Raw genomic sequence first — 21485 nt, 5'->3', positions numbered from 1 at the left:
CGAGTGACTCTGCGCACATACCCTAGTGGTCGTCCCGGGGTGGCCGGGAGCCGCACCCCGGTGGCGTCCCGACCCGCGGACAAGTAGTCTTGCTACACATGAAGGCCCAGGCGCTGCACGGACACCTGGACGCGCTGCTGCTCGCGGTGCTGGAGCAGGGCGCCCTGCACGGCTACGCGATCATCGAGGCGCTCCGGGCCCGCAGCGGCGGCACGCTGGACCTGCCCACCGGCACCATCTATCCGGCGCTGCGCCGCCTGGAGCGGGCCGGCTACGTGGCCAGCGACTGGAGCACCGTCAACGGCCGGGAGCGGCGCACCTACCAGCTCACCGAGGCCGGCGGCCGGGCACTCGCGGGGGAGCGCGCGGGGTGGCGCGAGTTCAGCGCCACGGTGGGCCGCTTCCTCGGCGCCGACGAGCCGCCCGCGGCCCCGGCCTGAGCCGCGGCCACGCCCGGGGGCGACCAGCAGCGCGGCTCCGCGAGCCCGCGACCCGCGCGCCGCGGCCGGCCCGCGACGCGCGACCTGGGCGAAGCGCTCAGGTCGCGACGTGGGCGCCGCGGCTGCTCAGCAGCCAGTAGCGGGCGGCCCGGGCCAGCGCGAACCAGGCGGCGCCGACCACCACCGCGCCGATGATCATCGGAGGCCAGGTCAGCGCCGCGTCCCAGAGGTGGACCGACCAGCCGAACAGCGCCACGCCGGTCGCCGCGCCGACCACCAGCCCGCCGGTCAGCCCGAAGCCCACGACCCGGGCCAGCCGGGACAGCCGGGTCGTGTCGTGCCGGGCGGCGAGCAGGCCGAGCAGCAGCCCGGCCAGCGCCAGCCCGGCGATGACCGCCCAGACGCCGTTGACCGCGGAGGAGAGCAGCAGGTAGCCCGCCGGCGGGCGCGGACCCTCGCTCCAGCTCGACCCCTGCCAGGTCAGGTCGCCGCCGGCCATCAGCACCACCGCCACGGCCAGCGCCCGCAGCGCCAGCCCGCGCAGCGCCCCGGCGGCCAGCTCGGCCTGGTAGCCGGGAGCGAGCTGGGCCGGGGTGCCGAACTCGGCCACCGCCCGCCGCTCCGCCTCGGCGACCGGCAGGCCCCCCTCCCGGTACGCCTCGACGGCGTCCTCCAACGCGTGCCGCGCCTCGGTCAGCAGGTCCGCCTTGAGCCGGGCCGGCCCGTGCAGCTGCCCGGCCAGCTCGCGCAGCCGCTCGTCGGCGCGGATGTCCTCGTGCCCCCGCATGGGACCACCCTGCCACCGCCGGCGGCCGGCCGCGTCGGGGAAAACCCCGGAAAGCGCTCAGGGGGCGAGGGCGAGGTAGCCGCGCTCGGCCGCCTCCTGGAGCAGCCACTGCTCCCGATACCAGCCCGGGCGGGCCACCAGCTCCTCGTGCCGGCCGCGCTGCACCACCCGGCCCGCGTCGAGCACCACGATCTCGTCCAGCCCGGCGAGGCCGCTGAGCCGGTGGCTGATGAGCAGCACCGAGTGCCCGGCCGGGGTGGCGGCCAGCGCCGAGGCGAGCACGGCGTCGGCGGCCGCCGGGTCGAGCCCCTCGGTCGGCTCGTCGAGCACCAGCACGGGCGGGGCGGCCAGCAGCGCCCGGGCCAGCGCGAGGCGCTGCCGCTGCCCGCCGGAGAGCTGCCCGCCCTGCTCGCCCACCACCGTGTTCCAGCCCTCCGGCTGGGCGCCGACCCAGTCCAGCAGGCCGGCCGCCCGGGTGGCGGCGGTCAACTCCGCCTCGTCGGCGCGGGGCCGACCGAGCAGGAGGTTCTCCCGGACCGTGGCATGGAAGACGTACGCCTCGGCGAGCAGGCCACCGACCAACCGGGGCAGCTCCTCGGCCGGGTACCCGGACACGTCCACGCCGTCGACGGTGACCCGGCCGGCGTCGGGGCGTACCGCGCCGGTGAGCACGGCGGCGAGCGTGCTCTTGCCGGCGCCGCTCGGCCCGACCACGGCCACCCGGCGGCCGGCCGGCAGGTCGAGGTCGACCCCGGCCAGGGCGGGCGCCGCCCCCTCCCGGTACCGGACGGTCACGCCCTCGAACCGGACGTCGTGCCCGCCCGGCGCCGGTTCGGCGGGGGCGGTGGGCGCCGGCTCCGCGGCCTCGGTGAGCAGGTCGGCCACCCGGGCCAGGCCGGCGCGGAGCTGGGTGCGCTGCCGGGCCGCCCCGACCAGCGCGAGGGCGACCTCGACGGTGGCCAGCGAGCCGACCGCCAGGACGCCGACCAGCACCCCGCCGACACTCGCGCGCAGCGCCACGACCACCACGGCGGCGGCGGTGAGCCCACCGACCAGCACCCCGGCCGCGTCCACGGCGAAGCCCGTCGCGGCGAGCCGGCGCTCCAGCCGGGCCAGGCGACCGCCCCGGGCCTCCGCGGCGGCGAGCGCCGTGCCGGTCGCGCCGAAGGCCGCCAGGTCGGCGGCGCCGTGGGTCAGGTCGACCGCGTCCGCCGCGAGCGCGCCACGCAGCGGGGCCACCTCGTCGGCGGCCCGCCGGGTCAGCCCGGCGGCCAGTACGGGCAGCGCCACCCCGGCCACCAGCAGGCCGACGGCGAGCACGCCGGCGGCCGGCGGCGAGATCAGCGCGGCGCTGCCGACGGCGAGCAGGCTCACCAGCGCGGCCGCCGCTCCGGGCACCAGCACGCGCAGCAGCAGGTCCTGCACGGCCTCCACGTCGGAGACCAGCCGGCTCAGCGCGTCACCGGTGCGCGGGGCGGTCCGCCGGGCGGTCAGGGTGGCGAAGGCCCGGGTCCGGACGTCGGTGATCATGCGGAGCACCGCGTCGTGCCCGGCGAGCCGTTCGGTGTAGCGGAACACGCCGCGGCTGACCGCGAGCGCACGGACCGCGACGATCGCGACGGTCAGCCGGTCCAGCGGCGGCCGGCCGGCAGCGCTCATGAGCAGCCAGGTGGCGGTGGCCATCAGGGCCAGCCCGGCGAACTCGGTGGCCGCCGCGAGCAGCCCGGCGCCGAGCAGGCGGCCCAGGTAGGGGCGGGCCAGCCGCAGCACGGCCCGCTCGGGTCCGTCGGTCATGGCGTCACCTTCCCGACCGGCACCCGGCTCAGCTCGGTGACCCGGCCGTCCTCGACGCGGAGGATCCGGTCGGCGTCCTCCAGCAGCGCGGGCCGGTGCGCGACCAGCAGGGCGGTACGCCCGGCGACCAGCCGCCGGGTGGCCGCCAGCACGACCGCCTCGCTGGCGCTGTCGAGCCGGGCGGTCGGCTCGTCGAGGAGCACGAGCGGGGCGTCCCGGAGGAACGCCCGGGCCAGCGCGACCCGCTGCCGCTGCCCGCTGGACAGGCCGTGCCCGCGCTCGCCCAGCGTGGTGCCGAGCCCGTCGGGCAGGGCGGCGACCACCTCGTCCAGCGCGGCGTCGGTGACCGCGCCGGCCAGCGCGGCGTCCGGGGTGTCGGGGGCGCCGAGGCGGATGTTGTCGGCGAGCGATCCGGCGAACAGGTGCGCGCGCTGCGGCACCCAGGCCAGCTCGCGCCGCCAGGCGTCGAGGTCGACCCCGGCGAGGTCCACCCCGTCGACGGTGACCCGGCCGGCGGTCGGGGTGACGAAGCCGAGCAGCAGGTTGAGCAGGGTGCTCTTGCCCGCGCCGCTGGGCCCGATGACGGCGACCCGCTCGCCGGGGCGGATGGTGAGCGTGACGTCTCGCAGCGCGGTGGTCCGCTCGTACGCGACGGTCACGCCCTCGAAGCGGATCTCACCCCGGCCGTCGGGCGCCGGCCGGGCGCCTCCCGGGCCGGCCGCCTCGGGGGTCGCGGAGAGGGTGAGCGCCTCGTCCAGCGCGGTGAGGCCCTCCATGCTGGCGTGGAACCGGCTGCCGGCCGCCCGCAGCGGCAGGTACGCCTCCGGGGTGAGCAGCAGCACGAGCAGCGCCGTGGACAGGGTGATCCCGCCGCCGAGCAGCCGGATGCCGACCGGTACGGCGACCAGCGCCACCGAGAGGGTGGCGACCAGTTCGAGGACCAGCGCCGACAGGAAGGCGATCCGCAGCGTCTTCATGGTGGCCTGGCGGTGCCCGTCGGCCATCCGGCGTACGACGTCGACCTGGGCCCGGGCCCGGCCGAACGCGCGCAGCGTGGGCAGCCCGGCCACCATGTCGAGGAAGTGCCCGCCGAGCAGCGACAGCCGCCGCCACTGCCGCTCGGTGGCGGCCTGCGCCTGCCAGCCGAGCAGCGCCCCGAAGATCGGGATGAGCGGGATGGTCAGCGCGATGATCAGCGCCGAGCTCCAGTCGGCCAGCACGATCCGGGCCAGCACGGCCAGCGGCACGGTGACGCTGAGCACGAGCTGAGGCAGGTAGCCGGTGAAGTAGGGGTCGAGCGCGTCGAGCCCGCGCCCGGCGAGGGTGGCGAGCTGCCCGGCCCGCCGGCCGGCGACCCAGGTGGGGCCGTGCCGGCCGACCGCCCGCAGCAGGTCGGCTCGGAGCGCCGCCTTGACCGTCGCCGCCGCCCGGGCCGCGACCGTGCCCTGCGCCCAGCTCACCAGCGCCCGGGCGGCGACGGCAGCCAGGAGACCCGCCAGCGCCGGCCGGTGCAGCCGCCCGTCGATCGCGGTGGCCAGCAGGGTGGCCAGGGCGGTGGCCTGCGCGACCACCAGCAGCGCGGTCAGCCCGCCGAGAACCGCGAGCACGGCGAGGTCGCGCCGGGCCGCGGGGACCCGGCGCAGCAGACGCGGGTCGAACGGGCGGCGGTTCACCAGTACACCGGTGCCCTGCCGTCGGTCCGTCCCCGGAACACCCACCAGCACATCGCCTGAAAGCCTAGTAGGGCCGGCACGAGCGGCAGCGCCAGCCAGCCCAGCAGCGTCAGGGTCGGCCCGCTCGCGGCCGCGTCGGCCACGGTCAGCACGGCCGCGTCGGTCAGCTGTCGCGCGGCCGCCGGGTCGGTGGTGGAGACCAGCACCCGGGGCCAGAGCGCCGCGCCGACCAGCGGCACCGGCAGGGCCAGCGCCACGCTGGTCGCCGCGAAGGCCAGCCCGGCGCGGCCCCGGCGCAGCGCCGCGCGGGCCACGAGCAGCGCCGCCACCAGCGCCAATGGCAGGAGTACGGCGACCGCCGGGCGGGCCACGGCGGCGCGTACCCGGTCGGAGAGCAGGCCCAGGACGGTGGCGGCGGCGACCGCGGTGAGCGCGACCGGCACCAGGCCGCGGGCCAGCCGGGCGACCGACGGCAGGTCGGCGGCCGGCAGCCGGAGCGTGAGGAAGGTCGCACCGTGCACGGCGACCAGCGCGAGCAGCGCCAGCGCGGCGGCGGCCACGAACGGGGTGAGCAGGTGGCCGACCCCGGCCGCGTGCCCGTCGCCGGAGGGCGGCACGCCCTGGAGCAGCGCGCCGAGCAGCGCGCCCCAGCCGAGCGCGGCGAGCACGCTGCCGGCCACCACCACCCGGTCCCAGCCGGCGCGGGCGGCGGCGGACTGCGGCCGGCTGCGCAGCTGCACCCCGGCCGTCACCAGCACCACCCCGGCCAGCGCGCCGAGCACGGCCGGGTAGCAGCCGGAGAGCAGCTCGCCCTCCAGGGTGGGGAAGGCCCCGAACAGGATGCCAACGGCGGCCACCAGCCAGACCTCGTTGCCCAGGAAGAACGGCCCGACCGCGTTCAGCGCGGCCCGGCGGGCCTCGGGTGTCGCGCCCCGGGCCAGCAGCAGCCCGACGCCGTAGTCGTAGCCGCCGAGCACGAGGTAGGTGGCGAAGAAGAGGCCGAGCAGGGCGTACCAGGCGAGTTCCACGGCGGGCTCCCTCAGGCGAACACGGGGTCGGGGTGGTGGTCGGTGTCCGGCGCGGGCGGCCGGCCGAGGGCGGGATCGTGGGCGCCCCGGGCGGCGTGCCGGGCCAGCAGCACCCAGTTGGTGACGGCGAGGGTGCCGAGCAGCAGGGTGAAGGCGATCAGCGAGGTGAGCATCAGCCCGGCGCTCACCGGCGAGACGGCCTGCCCGGTGGGCAGCAGCCCGTACGCGACCCAGGGCTGGCGGCCCACCTCGCGGGCGATCCAGCCGAGGATCACGGCGACGAAGGGCAGCGGCACGCCGAGCAGCACGAGCCAGAGCGGGAACTTCAACCGGATGATCCAGTCCCGCCAGAGCAGCGGCAGCAGGAGCCAGACGCAGCCCAGGGTGAAGCCGATCAGGATCATGAAGCCGAGGCCGACGTTGGACAGCGCCGGCGGGGTGTAGTCGCCGGGGCCGAACCGCGCCGTCCACTCGGCGACCAGCGCGTCGCGGTCGGCCCCGCCGCCGAACTTGGTCGGCTGGAGTTCCCCGACCGGGCCGAACTGCGCGAAGCCGAAGCCCTGGAGCGTGGTCACGGCGAGCGCCGCGGTGACCAGGCCGAGCCGCAGCGACTTCCGGAAGAGCAGGAAGTCCGGAGTGCGCCGGAGCAGGTGCCAGGCGCTGACGGCGGCCATCAGGAGCCCGCCGGTGACCAGGCCGGCCGAGACCACGTGGCCGAAGGCGAAGCCGAGGGTGGGGTTGGTGAGCAGTGCGCCGAAGTCGGTGAGGTGGGCGACGCCGTCGCGGACCTCGTAGCCGACCGGGTGCTGCAGCCAGGCGTTGGCCACCATGATCCAGAAGGCGGAGGCGTACGCGGTGATCGCGACGCCCCACAGCAGGGCCAGGTGGACGCCGCGCCGCAGCCGGTGCCAGCCGAAGATCCACATCCCGAGGAACGTGGACTCCAGGAAGAAGGCGACAAGCGTCTCGATGGCCAGCGGCGCCCCGAACACGTTGCCGACGTAGCGCGACAGGCCGCTCCAGTTCAGCCCGAACTGGAACTCCATCACGATCCCGGTGGCGATGCCGAGCACGTAGTTGATCACGTAGAGCTGGCCCCAGAAGCGGGTCAGGCGCTCGTACACCGGCTTGCCGGTGACGAAGCCGGCGGTCTGCAGGCCGACCAGGAGGGTGACCAGGCCGAGCGTGACCACCACGAAGAGGAAATGGATCGAGGTGGTCGTGGCGAACTGCAGGCGGGCGATGAGCAGGGGATCCATGGCCGACTCCCACGGGTTGGCTCGCTTGTCATAGTGACCCTACACGTAGCCTCGCTACCTATCGGTCCCGGCGTCAGTGACCCGACCCCGGGCGGGCGGCGGTCAGCTCAGGAAGAGGGAGATCGGCAGGGTGACGAGCAGGGTCGCGACGGAGAGCGCGGTGGCGCCGAGCACCCGCGGCGGCCGGTCCGGGACCATGAGCCGCTGCACCCGCACGTCGAGGTCGCGGTCACCGAGTCCGAGCGTGCCGGCCGGGGTGACCCGGTGCCCGGCGGCGGCGAACCGGCGCAGCGCCCCGGCAAGGGGCTCCTCGGCGTGCAGCTCGCGGGCCTTGTCGTCGGCGCGCATCTCGACCAGCAGGGCCACCCGCTCGTGGGCGTCCCGCACCCACCGGAACCAGGGCAGCGCCCGGCAGAGCGCGGTGAACGGCAGCAGCACGAGGTCGTGCCGCTCCTGCGCGTGGGCCCGCTCGTGGGTGAGCACCGCCGCCAGCTCGGCCCGGTCGAGCAGGCTCAGCGTGCCGGCGCTGACCACCACGCGGGGCTTCACCCCGGGCAGGCAGTAGGCGGCCGCGCTCGGGTGGTCGAGCACCAGCGCCCCGGGCACCGTCGGATCCCGGCGGGCGACGAGGCTGAGCAGCTCCCGGTGCCGGCGCTGGGCGCGTACCGTGCCGTGGACGCTGCGCACCGTCGTGGTCACCAGCACCGCGCCGATGCCGAAACCGACCCCGACGAGGCCCAGGTGCGGCGCGCCCAGCCCGGCCGGCAGCGTGCCGTGGGCCAGGTCGTCGACGAGCGTCAGCAGCGCGCTGCCGGTCGGCAGGTCGTACGCGGCCAGGCCGAGCGCCATGGGCAGCCCCATGGCGGAGAGCCCGAGCGCCAGCCCGACGGCCTGCCAGCAGACGATCGCCACCCGCGGGGCCCGCCAGGTCCACCGCGCGGTCGCGAGGACCTGCGCGGTCAGCCAGCAGGCCAGGATGGTCGCGGCGAAGTGCAGGGCGTACGCCACGGCGGCCGCCCTACCGGTCCGTCGCCTCGTCGAGCGCCGGGCCGCCGGCCCGCGGGTCCTCGACCCGGTCGGTCAGCCCGGACCCGACCGGCCCGGAGCCGGCCTGGCCCGCCTCGGCGCTGAGCGCCGCGCGCAGCACCTCCGCCTCGGTGCCGGTCACCGAGCGGGCGAAGCGCACCAGCGCGGCGTCCCGGCTGCCGCCGAGGTCGAGGGCGTCGAGCATGAGCTGGGCGATGTGCGCCTCCCGGGTGGCGGCGGGCCGGTAACGCCAGGCCCGCCCCTCCCGCTCGCGCTGCACCATGCCCTTGCCGGCGAGCCGGTCCAGCACGGTCATCACCGTCGTGTAGGCCAGCTCACGCCCGTCGAGGGCGTCGGCGACCTCGCGCACGGTCACGCCGTCCGACGTGGCGGGGACCGAGTCCCACAGCACGTCCATCACCGCACGTTCGAGATCACCCAGCCGAGTCACCCGGTAATCCTACCTCGTGTAGTAGGTGGCCCGGCAGGCCGGCGTCGACTAGCCGACCGCCCAGCCGGCCAACCCCTTCAGCAGGAGCAGGACCAGCAGCGGGGTCCCGATCACCCAGCCGAGGACGGCCGTGGTGAACAGCGCCCCGCTGATCCGGCGGCGCGGCTCGACGGCCCGGTCGGCGCGGGCCGCCGACCCGGCCCGGCGGCGGGCCGAAGGCGGGCGGAAGTCGAGCGGATCCTCGCGTCGGGTGGGACGGACGAAGAGCCCGCCGGCGCACGCGAGCACCGCCACGGACAGCAGCACGCAGACGAGCCAGGCCGGGTACAGGCCGGACGGGTCGCGTCGGCCACCGCCGACGTGGGCCGGGGAGAGCGGGGCGACCACCCAGGCCGCCGCGGCGACCAGCACCCCGTACCCCAGGAGCAGCCCGACGGTCGCCCACGCCCGCCGGACCGACAGCCCGGCGGCGACGGCGGACGGCGTGTGCAGGAGGGTGCCGACCGGCACCGCGAGCAGGAAGAACAGGATCAGGGCGTAGCCGTGCGGGTGCCAGTGCCGCTGCGCCGCCCGGGCTCCGGCCACGGCGTCGGAGAGGTCGACCAGCCAGACCGTGCCGGCGGTGGCGACCGCGAGGGCCAGCAGGCTCAGCGCGGCGCGCGCGGCGCGGCTCTCGGCGGCCGGAAAGGGGTTGATCACGCCCAGGAGGGTAGGGCAGCCCCGCACCCGGCCGGCTCGGCGAGGCCGCCCGGCCCTAAAAGGCAGGAGCGGCCGTCCGAGGGTCGGAGGCCACTCCTGCCGGACGCGACGGGGTCAGACGCCCTTCGGGTGCCAGACCGTCTTGGTCTCCAGGAGCGTGGTCATCCGGGCGAGGCCCGGGTCGGCCGACCAGTCGTGGTCGGCCGGGGCCGGGCGGAGCACCCGCTTCAGGTTCTCCGCGGCCTTGACCTCCAGCTCGGCGGCCAGCTCGGCGTCGGCGACGCCGGTCAGGTCGATGGCGTTGACGTCCATGTGGGCGGCCAGCGTCGGCACGGTCTCCGACAGCCGGCCGGTGAGGATGTTCACCACCCCGCCCGGCAGGTCGGAGGTGGCCAGCACCTCGGCCAGGGTCACCGCCGCGAGCGGCGCCGACGGGGAGGCGGCCACCACCACGGTGTTGCCGGTGACGATCGCCGGGGCGATCACGCTGACCAGGCCGAGCAGCGCCGGGGACTCCGGGGCCACCGCGGCCACCACACCGGTCGGCTCGGGCGCGGAGAGGTTGAAGTACGGCCCGGCCACCGGGTTCGCCCCGCCGTACACCTGGGGGAGCTTGTCGGACCAGCCGGCGTACCAGACCCAGCGGTCGATGGCCGCGTCGACCTCGTCGACGGAGGCGCCGAGGGCGACGAACTGGTCGCGCCGGCCCTCCAGCATCTCGGCGACGCGGTAGAGGATCTGACCGCGGTTGTACGCGGTCGCCCCGGCCCAGCCCTTCACGGCCGCCCGGGCGGCGACCACCGCGTCCCGCGCGTCCTTGCGGGAGGCCAGCGACACGTTGGAGTCCTGCACGAGATACGACCGTCCCGACTCGCTGCGCGGGAACTTCCCGCCGATGAAGAGCTTGTACGTCTTGCGTACCGCGACCCGCTCAGACATTGAGGTACGCCTCCAGCCCGTGCCGGCCGCCCTCGCGACCGTAGCCCGACTCCTTGTAGCCGCCGAACGGCGAGGTGGGGTCGAACTTGTTGAACGTGTTGGCCCAGACCACGCCGGCGCGCAGCCGGTCGGCCATCCACAGGATCCGGGAACCCTTGTCGGTCCAGATCCCGGCCGACAGCCCGTACGGCGTGTTGTTGGCCTTCTCCACGGCCTCGGCCGGGGTGCGGAAGGTCAGCACGGACAGCACCGGGCCGAAGATCTCCTCGCGGGCGATCCGGTGCGCCTGGGTGACCCCGGTGAAGATCGTCGGCGCGAACCAGAAGCCGCGGTCCGGCAGCTCGCACGGCGGCGACCAGCGCTCGGCGCCCTCGGCGGCGCCGGCCTCCGACAGCTCCCGGATCCGGGCCAGCTGCGCGGCCGAGTTGATGGCGCCGATGTCGGTGTTCTTGTCCAGCGGGTCGCCGACCCGGAGCTGCGCCATCCGCCGCTTCAGCGACTCCAGCACCCGGTCGGCGACCGACTCCTGGACCAGCAGGCGGGAGCCGGCGCAGCAGACGTGCCCCTGGTTGAAGAAGATGCCGTTGACGATGCCCTCGACGGCCTGGTCGACCGGGGCGTCGTCGAAGACGATGTTGGCGGCCTTGCCGCCCAGCTCCAGGGTCAGCTTCTTGCGGGTGCCGGCGACGGCCCGGGCGATGGCCTTGCCGACCTCGGTGGAGCCGGTGAAGGCGACCTTGTCCACGCCCGGGTGCTCGACCAGCGCCCGGCCGGTCTCGCCGGCGCCGGTGACGATGTTGACCACGCCGGCCGGCAGGTCGGCCTGCTGGCAGATCTCGGCGAAGAGGAGCGCGGTCAGCGGGGTGGTCTCGGCCGGCTTGAGCACCACCGTGTTGCCGGCCGCGAGCGCCGGGGCGATCTTCCAGGCCAGCATGAGCAGTGGGAAGTTCCACGGGATGACCTGCGCGGCGACGCCCAGCGGACGCGGGTTGGCCCCGAAACCGGCGTGATCCAGCTTGTCGGCCCAGCCGGCGTAGTAGAAGAAGTGCGCGGCGACCAGGGGCACGTCGACGTCGCGCGACTCCTTGATCGGCTTGCCGTTGTCCAGCGACTCCAGCACGGCCAGCTCGCGGGAGCGCTCCTGGATGATCCGGGCGATCCGGAACAGGTACTTGGCCCGGTCCCGACCCGGCATCGGGCCCCAGACCTTCTCGTACGCCTCCCGGGCGGCGCGGACGGCGAGGTCCACGTCCTGGCTGCCGGCCTCGGCGATCTCGGCCAGCACCTCCTCGGAGGCCGGGTTGATCGACTTGAAGCTGCCGCCGTCGGTCGGGTCGACGAACTTGCCGTCGACGAAGAGCCCGTACGAGGGCTTGATGTCCACCACCGAGCGCGACTCGGGGGCGGGTGCGTATTCGAACATCGCGCTCAGTCCAGGGTGAAGTAGTCGGGGCCGGCGTAGACGCCGGTCGTCAGCTTGGTGCGCTGCATGAGCAGGTCGTTGAGGAGGCTCGACGCGCCGAACCGGAACCAGTCCGGGTCCAGCCAGTCGGGGCCGACGGTCTCGTTGACCATGACCAGGTACTTGATCGCGTCCTTGGTGGTCTTGATGCCGCCGGCCGGCTTCACGCCGACCTGCCGCCCGGTGGCGGCGCGGAAGTCGCGGACCGCCTCCAGCATCACCAGGGTCACCGGCAGGGTGGCCGCGACCGGGACCTTGCCGGTCGAGGTCTTGATGAAGTCGCCGCCGGCCAGCATGGCCAGCCAGGAGGCCCGGCGCACGTTGTCGTAGGTGGCCAGCTCGCCGGTCTCCAGGATCACCTTGAGGTGGGCGTCCCCGCAGGCCTCCTTGGTGGCCACGATCTCGTCGTAGACCTCCTTGTAGCGGCCGGCCAGGAAGGCGCCCCGGTTGATCACCATGTCGATCTCGTCCGCGCCGGCCTCGACGGCCGCCCGGGTGTCGGCGAGCTTGATCTCCAGCGGCGCCTGGCCGGACGGGAAGGCCGTCGCCACGCTGGCCAGGTGCACGCCCGAACCGCGCAGCACCTCGGCCACGTACGGGACCATCGCCGGGTAGACGCAGACCGCCCCGACGTGCGGGCAGGACGGGTCGGCCGGGTCGGGGCGCAGCGCCTTGGCGGCGAGCGCCCGCACCTTGCCGGGGGTGTCGGCCCCTTCCAGGGTGGTCAGGTCGACCATCCGGATCGCCAGGTCGATGGCCTCGGCCTTGGCGGTGGTCTTGATGGAGCGGGTGCCGAGCTGTGCCGCCCGCTGCTCCGCGCCGACCTGGTCCACGCCGGGCAGGCCGTGCAGGAAGGTCCGCAGAGCGGTCTCGGATCGTCCCAGCTCGGAGAGCTCCGACCGGGCCGACGTCGCTGTCGCCGTCATGCCCCGAATACTACGCACCCGCGCGCCGGGTGATCTTGGTCACGCCGCCCCGGCCGGCGGCCCCCGCACGTGAGCGGCGTCGCTGGTCCACCCGCACCTGCGATGCGCCCCCGCCCGGACCGGTAGGTTGAGCGATCGTGGACGTACACGTCATTGACCACCCGCTCGCCCAGGCGCGGCTGACCGCCATGCGGGACGCCCGGACCGACTCGGCGTCGTTCCGGGCCGCGCTGCACGAACTCACCACCATGCTGGTGTACGAGGCCGCGCGCTCGTTCCCCGTCGAGAAGTACTCGATCCAGACCCCGGTCACCGCCACCGAGGGCACCCGGCTGGCGAACCCGCCCCTGCTGGTGCCGGTGCTGCGGGCCGGTCTCGGCATGGCCGACGCCGCGCTCGGCCTGCTGCCCGAGTCGTCGATGGGCTTCGTCGGCCTGGCCCGCGACGAGGAGACGTACGAGCCGCGCGCGTACATGGAGTCGCTGCCCCGGGACCTCGCCGGCCTGCCGGTGCTGGTGCTCGACCCGATGCTGGCCACCGGCGGCTCCCTGGAGCACTGCTGCCGGCTGCTCGCCGACCGCGGCTGCACCGACATCACGGTGCTCTGCGTCCTCGCCGCGCCGGTCGGCATCGAGCGGCTGGAGCGCTCCGGGCTGCCGATGCGCCTGGTCACCGCCGCAATCGACGAGGGCCTCAACGACCGGATGTTCATCGTCCCGGGCCTCGGCGACGCCGGGGACCGCCAGTTCGGCGGCATGCCCCGCTTCTAGGTTCTTCCCGACGGGCCCACCGCCCCGGCCTGCACCGGGGCGGTGCCCGTGCGACACCCTCGGGCCCGTCCCCGCCCACCGGTAACGATCCGCCCCGCCCCTGACACATACCTGGTGTCCGTGTCAGGAACTCCGGTCGGGAGAGCGATCCGATGAAACCCGTGGGTGAGCGGGGTGAGGTCTGGTTCACCAGCCTCTACGCCCGGCACTACCCGGCCATCGTCAGGTACGGCCTGCGGCGACTTCCGGACGCCGACGCGGCCGCCGAACTCGCCCAGGACGTATTCGTCGTCGCGTGGCGGCGGCGGAGCGAGGTACCCGAGAACCCTCTTCCTTGGCTCTACGCCGTCGCGCGCCACACCGTGGCGAACCGGTGGCGGCAGGGGCGCGTCGCTCCCACCCTGGTCCCGCTCGCCGCGGCGGATCACATCCCTGCGGGGCTCGTTGAGCCCGACGCCGTGGCGCCGGTGCTCGACCTGCGCCGGGCACTGGCCGGGTTGCCCGAGGCCGACCAGGAGATCCTCCGGCTGATCGGTTGGGAGGACCTCAGCGTGGCGGACGCGGCCGTCGCCCTGGGGTGTACCCGGTCCGCCGCGGCAGTCCGGCTGTTCAGAGCCCGGCGTCGACTCCGTTCCGCCCTGGCCGACCGCCCGCCGCTGCGCGAACCCCGGTCGGCGTCCGCCCATGTCTGAGAGGAGCACCATGCACACGCAGCAGCAGGTCCGGGACCTCCTGCGCCCGGCCGACCCGGCGCATGGCGTCGTCGTGCCGCCGGCGCCGCTCTCCGCGCACGACGTGATCGTCCGGGCCGAGACTTCCGCGTCCCCCACGCCGGTGCCGCCTCACCCGCGCACCAGCCGGCGAGCCCTTCTGGTCGGCGCGGCCGTCGCGGCAGGCGCGGTCGCCTCCGCCGGCATGGTGCCGGCCCTCCGGCACGCCACGGCACCCACCCGCTCGACGCCGCCCCAGCCGGTGGACGGGACCGTGCTCCAACCGGTGACTTACGAGATCGCCACCGACGCCGAACCGGCCGGGCCGCACCTGCGGGCGCTTGCCCGACGCGCCACGGACGCCCCCTCCGACCGGGCGGCCGGCCGGTACGCCTACCACGAGGTGAAGTCCTGGGGCGGCATGATCCAGGAGTCGCCCGAGGGTTACGTGGCCAGTTTTGTGGAGGAACGCCGGAGCTGGGCGACGCCCGACGGCCGCCGGTGGTCGGACACGACGGTGCTGGACCTGGAGTTTCCCGATGCGGCGTCCCGGGACTACTGGACGAAACAGCTGTCCGCGCCCGCTGCCGGCCGGTCGACCCCACCGGCTGGAGGGCCGGTCGAGGAACCGCAGGATCCGGACGGCGCTCGGTTGCCCACCGACAGGGCGGCGCTCGCCCGCCTGCTCCGGACCGACCAACCGGCCGGCGACGTGGCCAAAGCCGTGTACGACCTGTACGTCCGGCACCTGGTCCCGCGGCGGACCCGTGCCGACATCCTCACCACCCTGGCCGGAAAGCCCGGCTTCGTGTGGCGCGGACGGGTCGTCGACCGGGCCGGTCGCTGGGGTCTGGCCGTCACCGCCGACCTCACCCCACCAGCGAACCGGCCGCAGAATCCGCAGCGGGCGCAGATGTTGCTCGTCTTCGATCCCAGCACGGGGGAGCTGCTCGCCCACGAGTACCTGGAGCTGGCTCCTCAGCACCGCGTACTGCACTACGGGCTGTTGCTCCAGGCCAGCCGCACCGACACGCTCGGCTGACCGGAAGAGGGTGCGGGCCGGCGTGGACAGTGCGCGTGTCCCGCCCACGCCGAGGGCGGCACGCCATCGGCGGGGAGTTCGTGCGCGGGATGCGCGTACCCGCTAGCGTCTGCGGCCATGACTGGTGTTGCGCTCGCCGAAGAGCTGCTGCTCCTCGCTTATGACGACGAAACCGGCAAGGCCACCATGCCGCGGATCAGCCTGGACCTCGGCATGGCCGCGGCGGTGCTGGTCGAGCTGGCCCTGGCCGGGCGGATCGCGTACGCCGACGGGAACCTGGCGGTGCTCGACCCGGCGCCGACGGGCGAGCCGATCGCCGACGACGTCCTCGCCCGGATCGCCGCCGACACCCCGCACACCCCGTCCTCCTGGGTGCAGCGGCTGCGGCACGGCCTGCGCGACCGGATCCTCGGTGACCTCTGCGGCCGGGGCGTGGTGCGGGACGTCGACGAGACGGAGCTGGGCTTCATCCACGTGCACCGCTACCCGGTCGCGGACGCCTCGGTGGAGGCCGACATCCGGCAGCGGCTGGCCGACGCGCTTACCGTCGGGCAGCTCCCCGACGAGCGGACCGCCGCGCTCGCCACCCTGGTCGCGGTGCTGCGGATGGAGCCGGCGCTGGGCCTGACCGGCACGGCCGCCGCCGACGCCGGCAAGCGCCTGGAGGAGATCGCCAGCGGCGCCGGCTTCTCCGGCACGGTGAGCCTGGACGACAGCGTCGTCCGCCCGTCGGTGAGCCTGGTCATCGCCGCCCTGGCCCACGCGGTCGACGCCGCGCTGGGCAAGCGCTCCTGACCCGCCTTGTTGATCAAGAGGTTTGCGTCTGGGCGGGCGCTCGCGGAGACGCAAACCTCTTGATCGACGCCGGGGTCAGAGGCCCAGGGCCGCCGCGATCTCGCCGCGGAGTTCCGTCACCGCCGCGTGGGCGCGGCGGCGGGCCGACGGGACGTCGCCGTCCGTCACCGGCTCCACCACCTCCAGGTACGCCTTGAGCTTCGGCTCGGTGCCGGACGGGCGGATCACCACCCGGGCGGCGTCGGTGCGCAGGATCACCACGTCGGACTCGGGGAGCAGGTCGGTCGCCTCGGTGACCGGGCGCCCGAGCAGCGCCGTCGGGGTGGCGGCGCGGATCCGGGCCATGCCGTCGGCGATGACCCGCAGGTCCTCCACCCGGACCGAGAGCTGGTCGGTGTGGTGCACCCCGAACTCGGCGGCCAGTTCGTCCAGCCGGTCGGTCAGCGTCCGGCCCTCGGCCTTGAGGCCGGCGGCCAGCTCGGCCACGGTCAGCGCGGCGGTGATGCCGTCCTTGTCCCGCACGTGCTCCGGCGCGACGCAGTAGCCGAGCGCCTCCTCGTAGCCGAAGACCAGCGGCTCCCGGCCGCCCCCGGCCCGGACGATCCACTTGAACCCGGTCAGCGTCTCGTCGTAGGGCAGGCCCCGGGCCGCGGCCATGGCCCGGAGCAGGGTCGAGGAGACGATCGTGGTGGCGTAGAGGCCGGTCACCCCGCGCCGCATGAGGTGGTCGGCGAGCAGCGCGCCCACCTCGTCGCCGCGCAGCATCCGCCAGGTGCCGTCCGCCGGCACGGCCACGGCGCACCGGTCCGCGTCCGGGTCGTTGGCGATGGCGATGTCCGCGCCGGTCATGCCGGCCAGCGCGACCAGCTTGTCGACCGCGCCCGGCTCCTCCGGGTTGGGGAAGCTGACCGTCGGGAAGGCCGGGTCCGGTTCGGCCTGCTCGGGCACCACGCCGGGCGTCGCGAAACCGGCCCGGGCGAACGCGGCGGTCAGCACCGCGGCGCCCACCCCGTGCAGCGGCGTGTACGCCACCTTCAGGTCCCGCGGGCCGGCCGGGTCGACCACCGCGGCGGCGCGCTCCACGTACCCGGTGATCAGGTCGTCGCCGAGCACCTGGCCGGGCGGGCCGAGCGGCACCTGGGCCAGCGGGCCGACCGCCCGGATGGCGGCCTCGATGCCGGCGTCGGCCGGCGGCACGATCTGCGCGCCCGCGCCCAGCTCACCGCCGAGCTGTGCACCCAGGTAGACCTTGTAGCCGTTGTCCTGCGGCGGGTTGTGGCTGGCGGTGACCATCACACCGGCCACCGCGCCGAGGTGCCGCACCGCGAAGGCCAGCACCGGCGTGGGCAGCGGGCGGGGCAGCAGCAGCGCCGGGCGGCCCGCGCCGGTGGCCACCTGGGCGGTGCGCTCGGCGAAGGCCAGCGAGCCGCGCCGGGCGTCGTACCCGATCACCAGCGGGCCCTCGCCGCCCTGTGCGGCGAGCCAGCCGACCAGCCCGGCCGCGGCCTGGGTGACCACGGCGAGGTTCATCCCGTTCGGGCCGGCACGCAGCGGGCCGCGCAGCCCGGCGGTGCCGAAGGTCAGCGGGCCGGCGAACCGGTCGGCCAGCTCGGGCGCGCTGCCCGGCAGCCCGGCGAGGACGCCGCGCAGCTCGTCCCGGTCGGCCGGGTCCGGGTCGTCGTCGAGCCAGCGCTCGGCCCGGGCGCGAAGGTCGTCAAGGTCAGTGGTTTCCGCCGCCATTGCCTCATGAAAGCACGGCGGCGGATCACCACCGGCCGTCGGCCTCGACTTCAGTTGTTCCCGGTGAGCTGGAACGAGCGGGCCATCGCCTCGAAGATCGGCTTGCTCTCGGCGAAGTCGGCCTCGTTCGCGGTCAGGTAGAACGAGTAGACCTTGCCGTTCTGCACCACGCCACGCCACATGCCGTGCCGCTTCGTGTCGCCGTCGCCGCAGGTGTACTCGAACTCCGCGGCCGGCTTGCCGGCCAGCGTCGGCTCGCTCATCGCCAGCTGCTCGTAGGGCTTGGCGCACGACTTGCTCTTGTCCCGGAGGTTCCGGGAGGCGAACTCGGCCCAGCTGACCGAGGTCCCGCCCCAGTCCTCGGCGAGGACGCGAACCTTGCGGCCCTCGGTGTTCGGGTCCACGTAGTCGACGAAGAGGCCGCCGGTCTTGCGGTCCCAGCCCTTCGGCACCTGGAGGGTGATGCCCTTGACGGACTGCTCCTGCATCTCCACGGGCGGGCCCTCGGCGGACGAGGAGGGCAGCGCGCCCACGATCGGCGGGGGCGCGTCGTCGCCGCCGCTGGTCAGCGCGATCACGCTGACCAGGAGCAGCACGGCCACCCCACCGGCGACGGCGAGCTGGACCTTGCGCGGCCAGCCCTTGACCCGGCCGACGAGCTGGCCGCCGACGCCCTTGGCGCGGCCGGGCGCGCCGCCGTCGGCCGGGGCCGTGGTCCAGGGCTGGCCGGTGCCCGGCACCGACCACTGGTTGCCGCCGTACACCGGCTGGGTGGTGTCGGCGCCGCGGCCGTAGACCCGCTGGGTGGTGTCCGGATGCCCGTTGGGGACCCGCTGGGTGGCGTCGGGCGCGGCGGTGTGGCCGAGCCGCTGGGTGGCGTCCGGCGAGATGCGCTGGGTGGCCTCCGGCGCCGCGTTCGGCCCGGACATCGCCCCGGTCGGGGTGTGCAGCGGGCCGGCCAGCGCGTCGGCGCTGGTCTCGTCGAGCGCGGCGCCACCCGCCGCCGCGGTGGCGCCGGGACGCTCGCCGCGGCGCAGGGCGGCGAGCCGGTCGGTCAGCGACTCGCCGGGGGCGATCATCGCCGGTCCGCCGATCTGCCCGGACGGCTTCGGCTCGATGGCGGGCGGCGGCGTCGACGGCCGCTGCACGGGCACCACGGCGTACGGGTCGGTCACCGAGTTGACCGCGGTGGCGGTGCTGGTCAGCGGGCCGGCGAGCAGCTCGCGGAGCATGCCCCGGGCGGTGTGCACGTCCAGCCGGCGGGCCGGGTCCTTCTCCAGCAGGCCCATCAGGACCCGGGTCAGCGGGCCGCTGCGCTGCGGGGTGGCCGGCGGGTCCTCGACGACCGCGTGCATGGTCTCGATGGGGTCGCCCTTGTCGAACGGGGGACGCCCCTCCACCGCGGTGTAGAGCGTCACGCCGAGCGAGAAGAGGTCGCTGGGCGGGCCGAACTCCTGGCCCATGGCCCGCTCGGGGGAGATGAAGTGCGGCGAGCCGAGCACCATGCCGGGCGTGGTGAGCTGCACGTCGGTGGGCATCCGGGCCACGCCGAAGTCGGTCAGCACGCACCGGCCGTCGGAGCAGATGAGCACGTTGGCGGGCTTCACGTCGCGGTGCAGCACGCCGATCGCGTGCGCCACCTCCAGCGCGCCGAGCAGGGCGATGCCGATCTTGGCGACGGCGCGGGGCGCGACAGGCCCGTCCTCGATCACCATGTCGGCCAGGCTGCGCGCGTCCAGCAGCTCCATGACGATCCACGGGCGGCCACCCTCGGTGACCACGTCGTAGACCTGGACCACGGCGGGGTGCTGGATCGCCGCGGCGGCGCGGGCCTCGCGGAGGGTCCGCTCGTACATCGCGTCGCGGTCGCTGGGGGCGAGCCCCGGCGGGAGGACGACCTCCTTCACCGCCACGTCGCGCCGCAGCAGGGTGTCTGTGGCACGCCAGACCGTGCCCATGCCGCCGTTGCCCACCGGGGAGCGCAGCGAGTAGCGGTCACCGATGATGGTGCCGGGTGCTGCACGTCCAGTGGGGGGACTGGCCGGTCCGCCGCTCCACGTCGGGATCTGAGTCACAGAAAAGCCACCGGGGGATATCGAGGGGGCTGGGACACAACCCCCCTATCTTGCTGGTTCCGACGCCCGATGCGAAACCCGACGCGGCGGACGTTTACCTACTCGACGGTATGTGGCCAGCTACTCACCTCCGGTCCATGCCGCCGTCGCGGTGTGCGGTATCCCTCACCCATCGAACGGCGACCGCGTCCTACCATCCGGTAATGAGCGAAGCGCGGTCAAGCGAGTCGGGTTTCCCGATCAAGGGCGTCTACACGGCGGCCGACCTTCCGGAGGACCTGGACTCCCGGCTGGGCGGCCCGGGCGAGTACCCGTACACCCGCGGGGTCTACCCGACGATGTACACCTCCCGCCCGTGGACCATGCGGCAGTACGCCGGCTTCGGCACCGCCACGGAGAGCAACGCGCGCTACCACCAGCTGCTGCGCGCCGGCACCATGGGCCTCTCGGTCGCCTTCGACCTGCCCACCCAGATGGGGTACGACTCCGACGACCCGATCGCGCACGGCGAGGTGGGCAAGGTCGGGGTCGCCATCGACTCCATCGAGGACATGCGGACGCTCTTCGACGGCATCCCGCTGGACAAGGTGTCCACCTCGATGACCATCAACGCGCCGGGTTCGGTGCTGCTCCTGCTCTACCAGCTCGTGGCGGAGGAGTCCGGGGTGCCGGGCTCGGCGCTCAACGGCACCATCCAGAACGACATCCTCAAGGAGTACATCGCCCGGGGGACGTACATCTTCCCGCCGAAGCCCTCGCTGCGGCTGGTCGCCGACACCTTCGCGTACTGCCGTGCCGAGGTGCCGAAGTGGAACACCATCTCCATCTCCGGCTACCACATGGCCGAGGCCGGGGCGTCGCCCGCGCAGGAGATCGCGTTCACCCTGGCCAACGGCGTGGAGTACGTCCGGGCTGCGCTCGCCGCGGGGCTGGCCGTGGACGACTTCGCACCCCGGCTGTCGTTCTTCTTCGTGGCCCGCACCACGCTGCTGGAGGAGGTCGCCAAGTTCCGGGCGGCCCGGCGCATCTGGGCCCGGCTCATGCGCGACGAGTTCGGGGCGAAGGACCCGAAGTCGATGATGCTGCGGTTCCACACGCAGACCGCGGGCGTGCAGCTCACCGCCCAGCAGCCGGAGGTGAACCTGGTCCGGGTGGCGGTGCAGGGCCTCGGCGCGGTGCTCGGCGGCACCCAGTCGCTGCACACCAACAGCTTCGACGAGGCGATCGCGCTGCCCACCGAGAAGGCGGCCCGGCTGGCCCTGCGCACCCAGCAGGTGCTGGCGTACGAGACGGACCTGACCGCCACCGTCGACCCGTTCGCCGGGTCGTACGTGGTGGAGGCCATGACCGCCGAGCTGGAGACGGCGGCCGAGGAACTGATGCACCGGGTCTTCGACCACGGTTCGGCGGTGGACGCCATCGAGGCCGGTTTCCAGAAGCGGGAGATCGAGCAGTCCGCATACCGGATCGCCCAGGAGATCGACTCGGGTGAGCGCGTGGTGGTGGGGCTCAACCGGTTCCGGATCGACGAGGAGGAGCCGTACGAGCCGCTGCGGGTGGACCCGACGATCGAGGTCGGCCAGGCCGAGCGGCTCGCCAAGCTGCGCGCGCAGCGGGACTCCGGCGCGGTCGAGCGCGCCCTGGCGGAGCTGCGGGCCGCGGCCGAGGGCAACACCAACGTGCTCTACCCGATGAAGGACGCGCTGCGCGCCCGGGCCACCGTCGGCGAGGTGTGCGGGACGCTGCGCGACGTGTGGGGGATCTACCGGCCGAGCGACCGGTTCTGAGTCGACCCGACGCGCGCTGACCTGGGCGTTCGCCGCAGGGCGGCGTACAGTCGATGCTCTCCCCGCACGCGGCGGGGGCGGT

18 protein-coding genes and 1 pseudogene are annotated in these 21485 nt (G+C 74.8%); 6 read left to right on the top strand and 13 right to left on the bottom strand.

Going from position 1 to position 21485, the window contains the following annotated elements; translation table 11 throughout:
* The first annotated feature begins 98 nt into the window (after positions 1 to 98).
* Positions 99 to 440, top strand: a complete 342-nt coding sequence (locus tag NLX85_RS07870; RefSeq protein ID WP_254332823.1) for a PadR family transcriptional regulator — start codon at positions 99 to 101, stop codon at positions 438 to 440.
* A 97-nt stretch (positions 441 to 537) separates the two neighbouring features.
* Here the strand turns inward: NLX85_RS07870 and NLX85_RS07865 are convergent, their stop codons facing one another.
* The 11 genes and pseudogenes from NLX85_RS07865 to deoC form a co-directional block, all read right to left on the bottom strand.
* Entirely contained in the window at positions 538 to 1227 is a 690-nt protein-coding gene (locus NLX85_RS07865) for a permease prefix domain 1-containing protein (RefSeq protein WP_254332815.1), read from the bottom strand.
* A 57-nt stretch (positions 1228 to 1284) separates the two neighbouring features.
* Positions 1285 to 3093 (bottom strand): annotated as a pseudogene (gene cydC / locus NLX85_RS07860) (thiol reductant ABC exporter subunit CydC); the annotation flags it as partial.
* Positions 3018 to 4694 carry a thiol reductant ABC exporter subunit CydD gene (cydD, locus tag NLX85_RS07855; RefSeq protein WP_254332813.1) on the bottom strand — a complete coding sequence of 559 codons (1677 nt, stop codon included), beginning with the start codon at positions 4692 to 4694 and terminating at the stop codon, positions 3018 to 3020. The pseudogene cydC and the gene cydD, both read right to left, overlap by 76 nt.
* Positions 4691 to 5722: a cytochrome d ubiquinol oxidase subunit II gene (locus tag NLX85_RS07850; RefSeq protein ID WP_254332812.1), complete on the bottom strand. Its 1032-nt coding sequence runs from the start codon at positions 5720 to 5722 to the stop codon at positions 4691 to 4693. The genes cydD and NLX85_RS07850 overlap by 4 nt, the downstream gene beginning before the upstream one ends.
* 11 nt (positions 5723 to 5733) lie before the next feature.
* The gene (locus NLX85_RS07845) at positions 5734 to 6981 is read right to left on the bottom strand and encodes a cytochrome ubiquinol oxidase subunit I (protein ID WP_254332810.1); all 1248 of its coding nucleotides are present in this window, start codon (positions 6979 to 6981) and stop codon (positions 5734 to 5736) included.
* Positions 6982 to 7083: 102 nt separating this feature from the next.
* Positions 7084 to 7989, bottom strand: coding sequence for a M56 family metallopeptidase (locus NLX85_RS07840; protein WP_254332807.1), 906 nt, complete (start codon positions 7987 to 7989; stop codon positions 7084 to 7086).
* A gap of 10 nt (positions 7990 to 7999) precedes the next feature.
* The gene (locus tag NLX85_RS07835) at positions 8000 to 8458 is read right to left on the bottom strand and encodes a BlaI/MecI/CopY family transcriptional regulator (RefSeq protein ID WP_254332799.1); all 459 of its coding nucleotides are present in this window, start codon (positions 8456 to 8458) and stop codon (positions 8000 to 8002) included.
* Positions 8459 to 8506: 48 nt separating this feature from the next.
* The gene (locus NLX85_RS07830) at positions 8507 to 9157 is read right to left on the bottom strand and encodes a hypothetical protein (RefSeq protein ID WP_254332790.1); all 651 of its coding nucleotides are present in this window, start codon (positions 9155 to 9157) and stop codon (positions 8507 to 8509) included.
* A gap of 114 nt (positions 9158 to 9271) precedes the next feature.
* Positions 9272 to 10096 carry an aldehyde dehydrogenase family protein gene (locus NLX85_RS07825; RefSeq protein ID WP_254332788.1) on the bottom strand — a complete coding sequence of 275 codons (825 nt, stop codon included), beginning with the start codon at positions 10094 to 10096 and terminating at the stop codon, positions 9272 to 9274.
* Positions 10089 to 11519, bottom strand: coding sequence for an aldehyde dehydrogenase family protein (locus NLX85_RS07820; protein ID WP_254332786.1), 1431 nt, complete (start codon positions 11517 to 11519; stop codon positions 10089 to 10091). Before NLX85_RS07820 ends, NLX85_RS07825 begins: the two co-directional genes overlap by 8 nt.
* A 5-nt stretch (positions 11520 to 11524) precedes the next feature.
* On the bottom strand, positions 11525 to 12484 hold the full coding sequence (deoC, locus tag NLX85_RS07815; protein ID WP_212830633.1) for a deoxyribose-phosphate aldolase: 960 nt from the start codon (positions 12482 to 12484) through the stop codon (positions 11525 to 11527).
* A gap of 137 nt (positions 12485 to 12621) precedes the next feature.
* Here deoC and upp point away from each other — a divergent pair, with 137 nt between their 5' ends.
* The 4 genes from upp (at position 12622) to NLX85_RS07795 (ending at position 15801) form a co-directional block, all read left to right on the top strand.
* The gene (gene upp / locus NLX85_RS07810) at positions 12622 to 13254 is read left to right on the top strand and encodes a uracil phosphoribosyltransferase (RefSeq protein WP_254332784.1); all 633 of its coding nucleotides are present in this window, start codon (positions 12622 to 12624) and stop codon (positions 13252 to 13254) included.
* 152 nt (positions 13255 to 13406) lie between these two features.
* Entirely contained in the window at positions 13407 to 13946 is a 540-nt protein-coding gene (locus tag NLX85_RS07805; RefSeq protein ID WP_254332782.1) for an RNA polymerase sigma factor, read from the top strand.
* 10 nt (positions 13947 to 13956) lie between these two features.
* Positions 13957 to 15006, top strand: coding sequence for a CU044_5270 family protein (locus NLX85_RS07800; RefSeq protein WP_254332780.1), 1050 nt, complete (start codon positions 13957 to 13959; stop codon positions 15004 to 15006).
* A gap of 117 nt (positions 15007 to 15123) precedes the next feature.
* Positions 15124 to 15801 carry a GPP34 family phosphoprotein gene (locus NLX85_RS07795; RefSeq protein ID WP_254332778.1) on the top strand — a complete coding sequence of 226 codons (678 nt, stop codon included), beginning with the start codon at positions 15124 to 15126 and terminating at the stop codon, positions 15799 to 15801.
* A gap of 75 nt (positions 15802 to 15876) precedes the next feature.
* On the opposite strand, the gene NLX85_RS07790 is transcribed toward NLX85_RS07795, so the two are convergent.
* Positions 15877 to 17541, bottom strand: a complete 1665-nt coding sequence (locus tag NLX85_RS07790) for a phospho-sugar mutase (protein ID WP_254332776.1) — start codon at positions 17539 to 17541, stop codon at positions 15877 to 15879.
* 50 nt (positions 17542 to 17591) lie between these two features.
* On the bottom strand, positions 17592 to 19616 hold the full coding sequence (locus tag NLX85_RS07785) for a serine/threonine-protein kinase (protein ID WP_254332774.1): 2025 nt from the start codon (positions 19614 to 19616) through the stop codon (positions 17592 to 17594).
* A gap of 203 nt (positions 19617 to 19819) precedes the next feature.
* On the opposite strand from NLX85_RS07785, the gene NLX85_RS07780 reads away from it, so the two are divergent.
* Positions 19820 to 21403, top strand: coding sequence for a methylmalonyl-CoA mutase (locus NLX85_RS07780; RefSeq protein ID WP_254332772.1), 1584 nt, complete (start codon positions 19820 to 19822; stop codon positions 21401 to 21403).
* Positions 21404 to 21485: the final 82 nt, after the last annotated feature.

Source organism: Micromonospora sp. A3M-1-15 (assembly GCF_024213425.1).
GTDB lineage: Bacteria > Actinomycetota > Actinomycetes > Mycobacteriales > Micromonosporaceae > Micromonospora > Micromonospora chersina.
This window is presented reverse-complemented; position numbering and strand designations above follow the sequence as displayed.

Coding starts and splice junctions, on each gene's coding strand:
- NLX85_RS07870 (WP_254332823.1), top strand. CDS start 99: ATGAAGGCCCAGGCGCTGCACGGACACCTGGACGCGCTGCTGCTCGCG.
- NLX85_RS07865 (WP_254332815.1), bottom strand. CDS start 1,227: ATGCGGGGGCACGAGGACATCCGCGCCGACGAGCGGCTGCGCGAGCTG.
- NLX85_RS07845 (WP_254332810.1), bottom strand. CDS start 6,981: ATGGATCCCCTGCTCATCGCCCGCCTGCAGTTCGCCACGACCACCTCG.
- NLX85_RS07825 (WP_254332788.1), bottom strand. CDS start 10,096: ATGTCTGAGCGGGTCGCGGTACGCAAGACGTACAAGCTCTTCATCGGC.
- NLX85_RS07820 (WP_254332786.1), bottom strand. CDS start 11,519: ATGTTCGAATACGCACCCGCCCCCGAGTCGCGCTCGGTGGTGGACATC.
- deoC (WP_212830633.1), bottom strand. CDS start 12,484: ATGACGGCGACAGCGACGTCGGCCCGGTCGGAGCTCTCCGAGCTGGGA.
- NLX85_RS07805 (WP_254332782.1), top strand. CDS start 13,407: ATGAAACCCGTGGGTGAGCGGGGTGAGGTCTGGTTCACCAGCCTCTAC.
- NLX85_RS07800 (WP_254332780.1), top strand. CDS start 13,957: ATGCACACGCAGCAGCAGGTCCGGGACCTCCTGCGCCCGGCCGACCCG.
- NLX85_RS07795 (WP_254332778.1), top strand. CDS start 15,124: ATGACTGGTGTTGCGCTCGCCGAAGAGCTGCTGCTCCTCGCTTATGAC.
- NLX85_RS07790 (WP_254332776.1), bottom strand. CDS start 17,541: ATGGCGGCGGAAACCACTGACCTTGACGACCTTCGCGCCCGGGCCGAG.
- NLX85_RS07780 (WP_254332772.1), top strand. CDS start 19,820: ATGAGCGAAGCGCGGTCAAGCGAGTCGGGTTTCCCGATCAAGGGCGTC.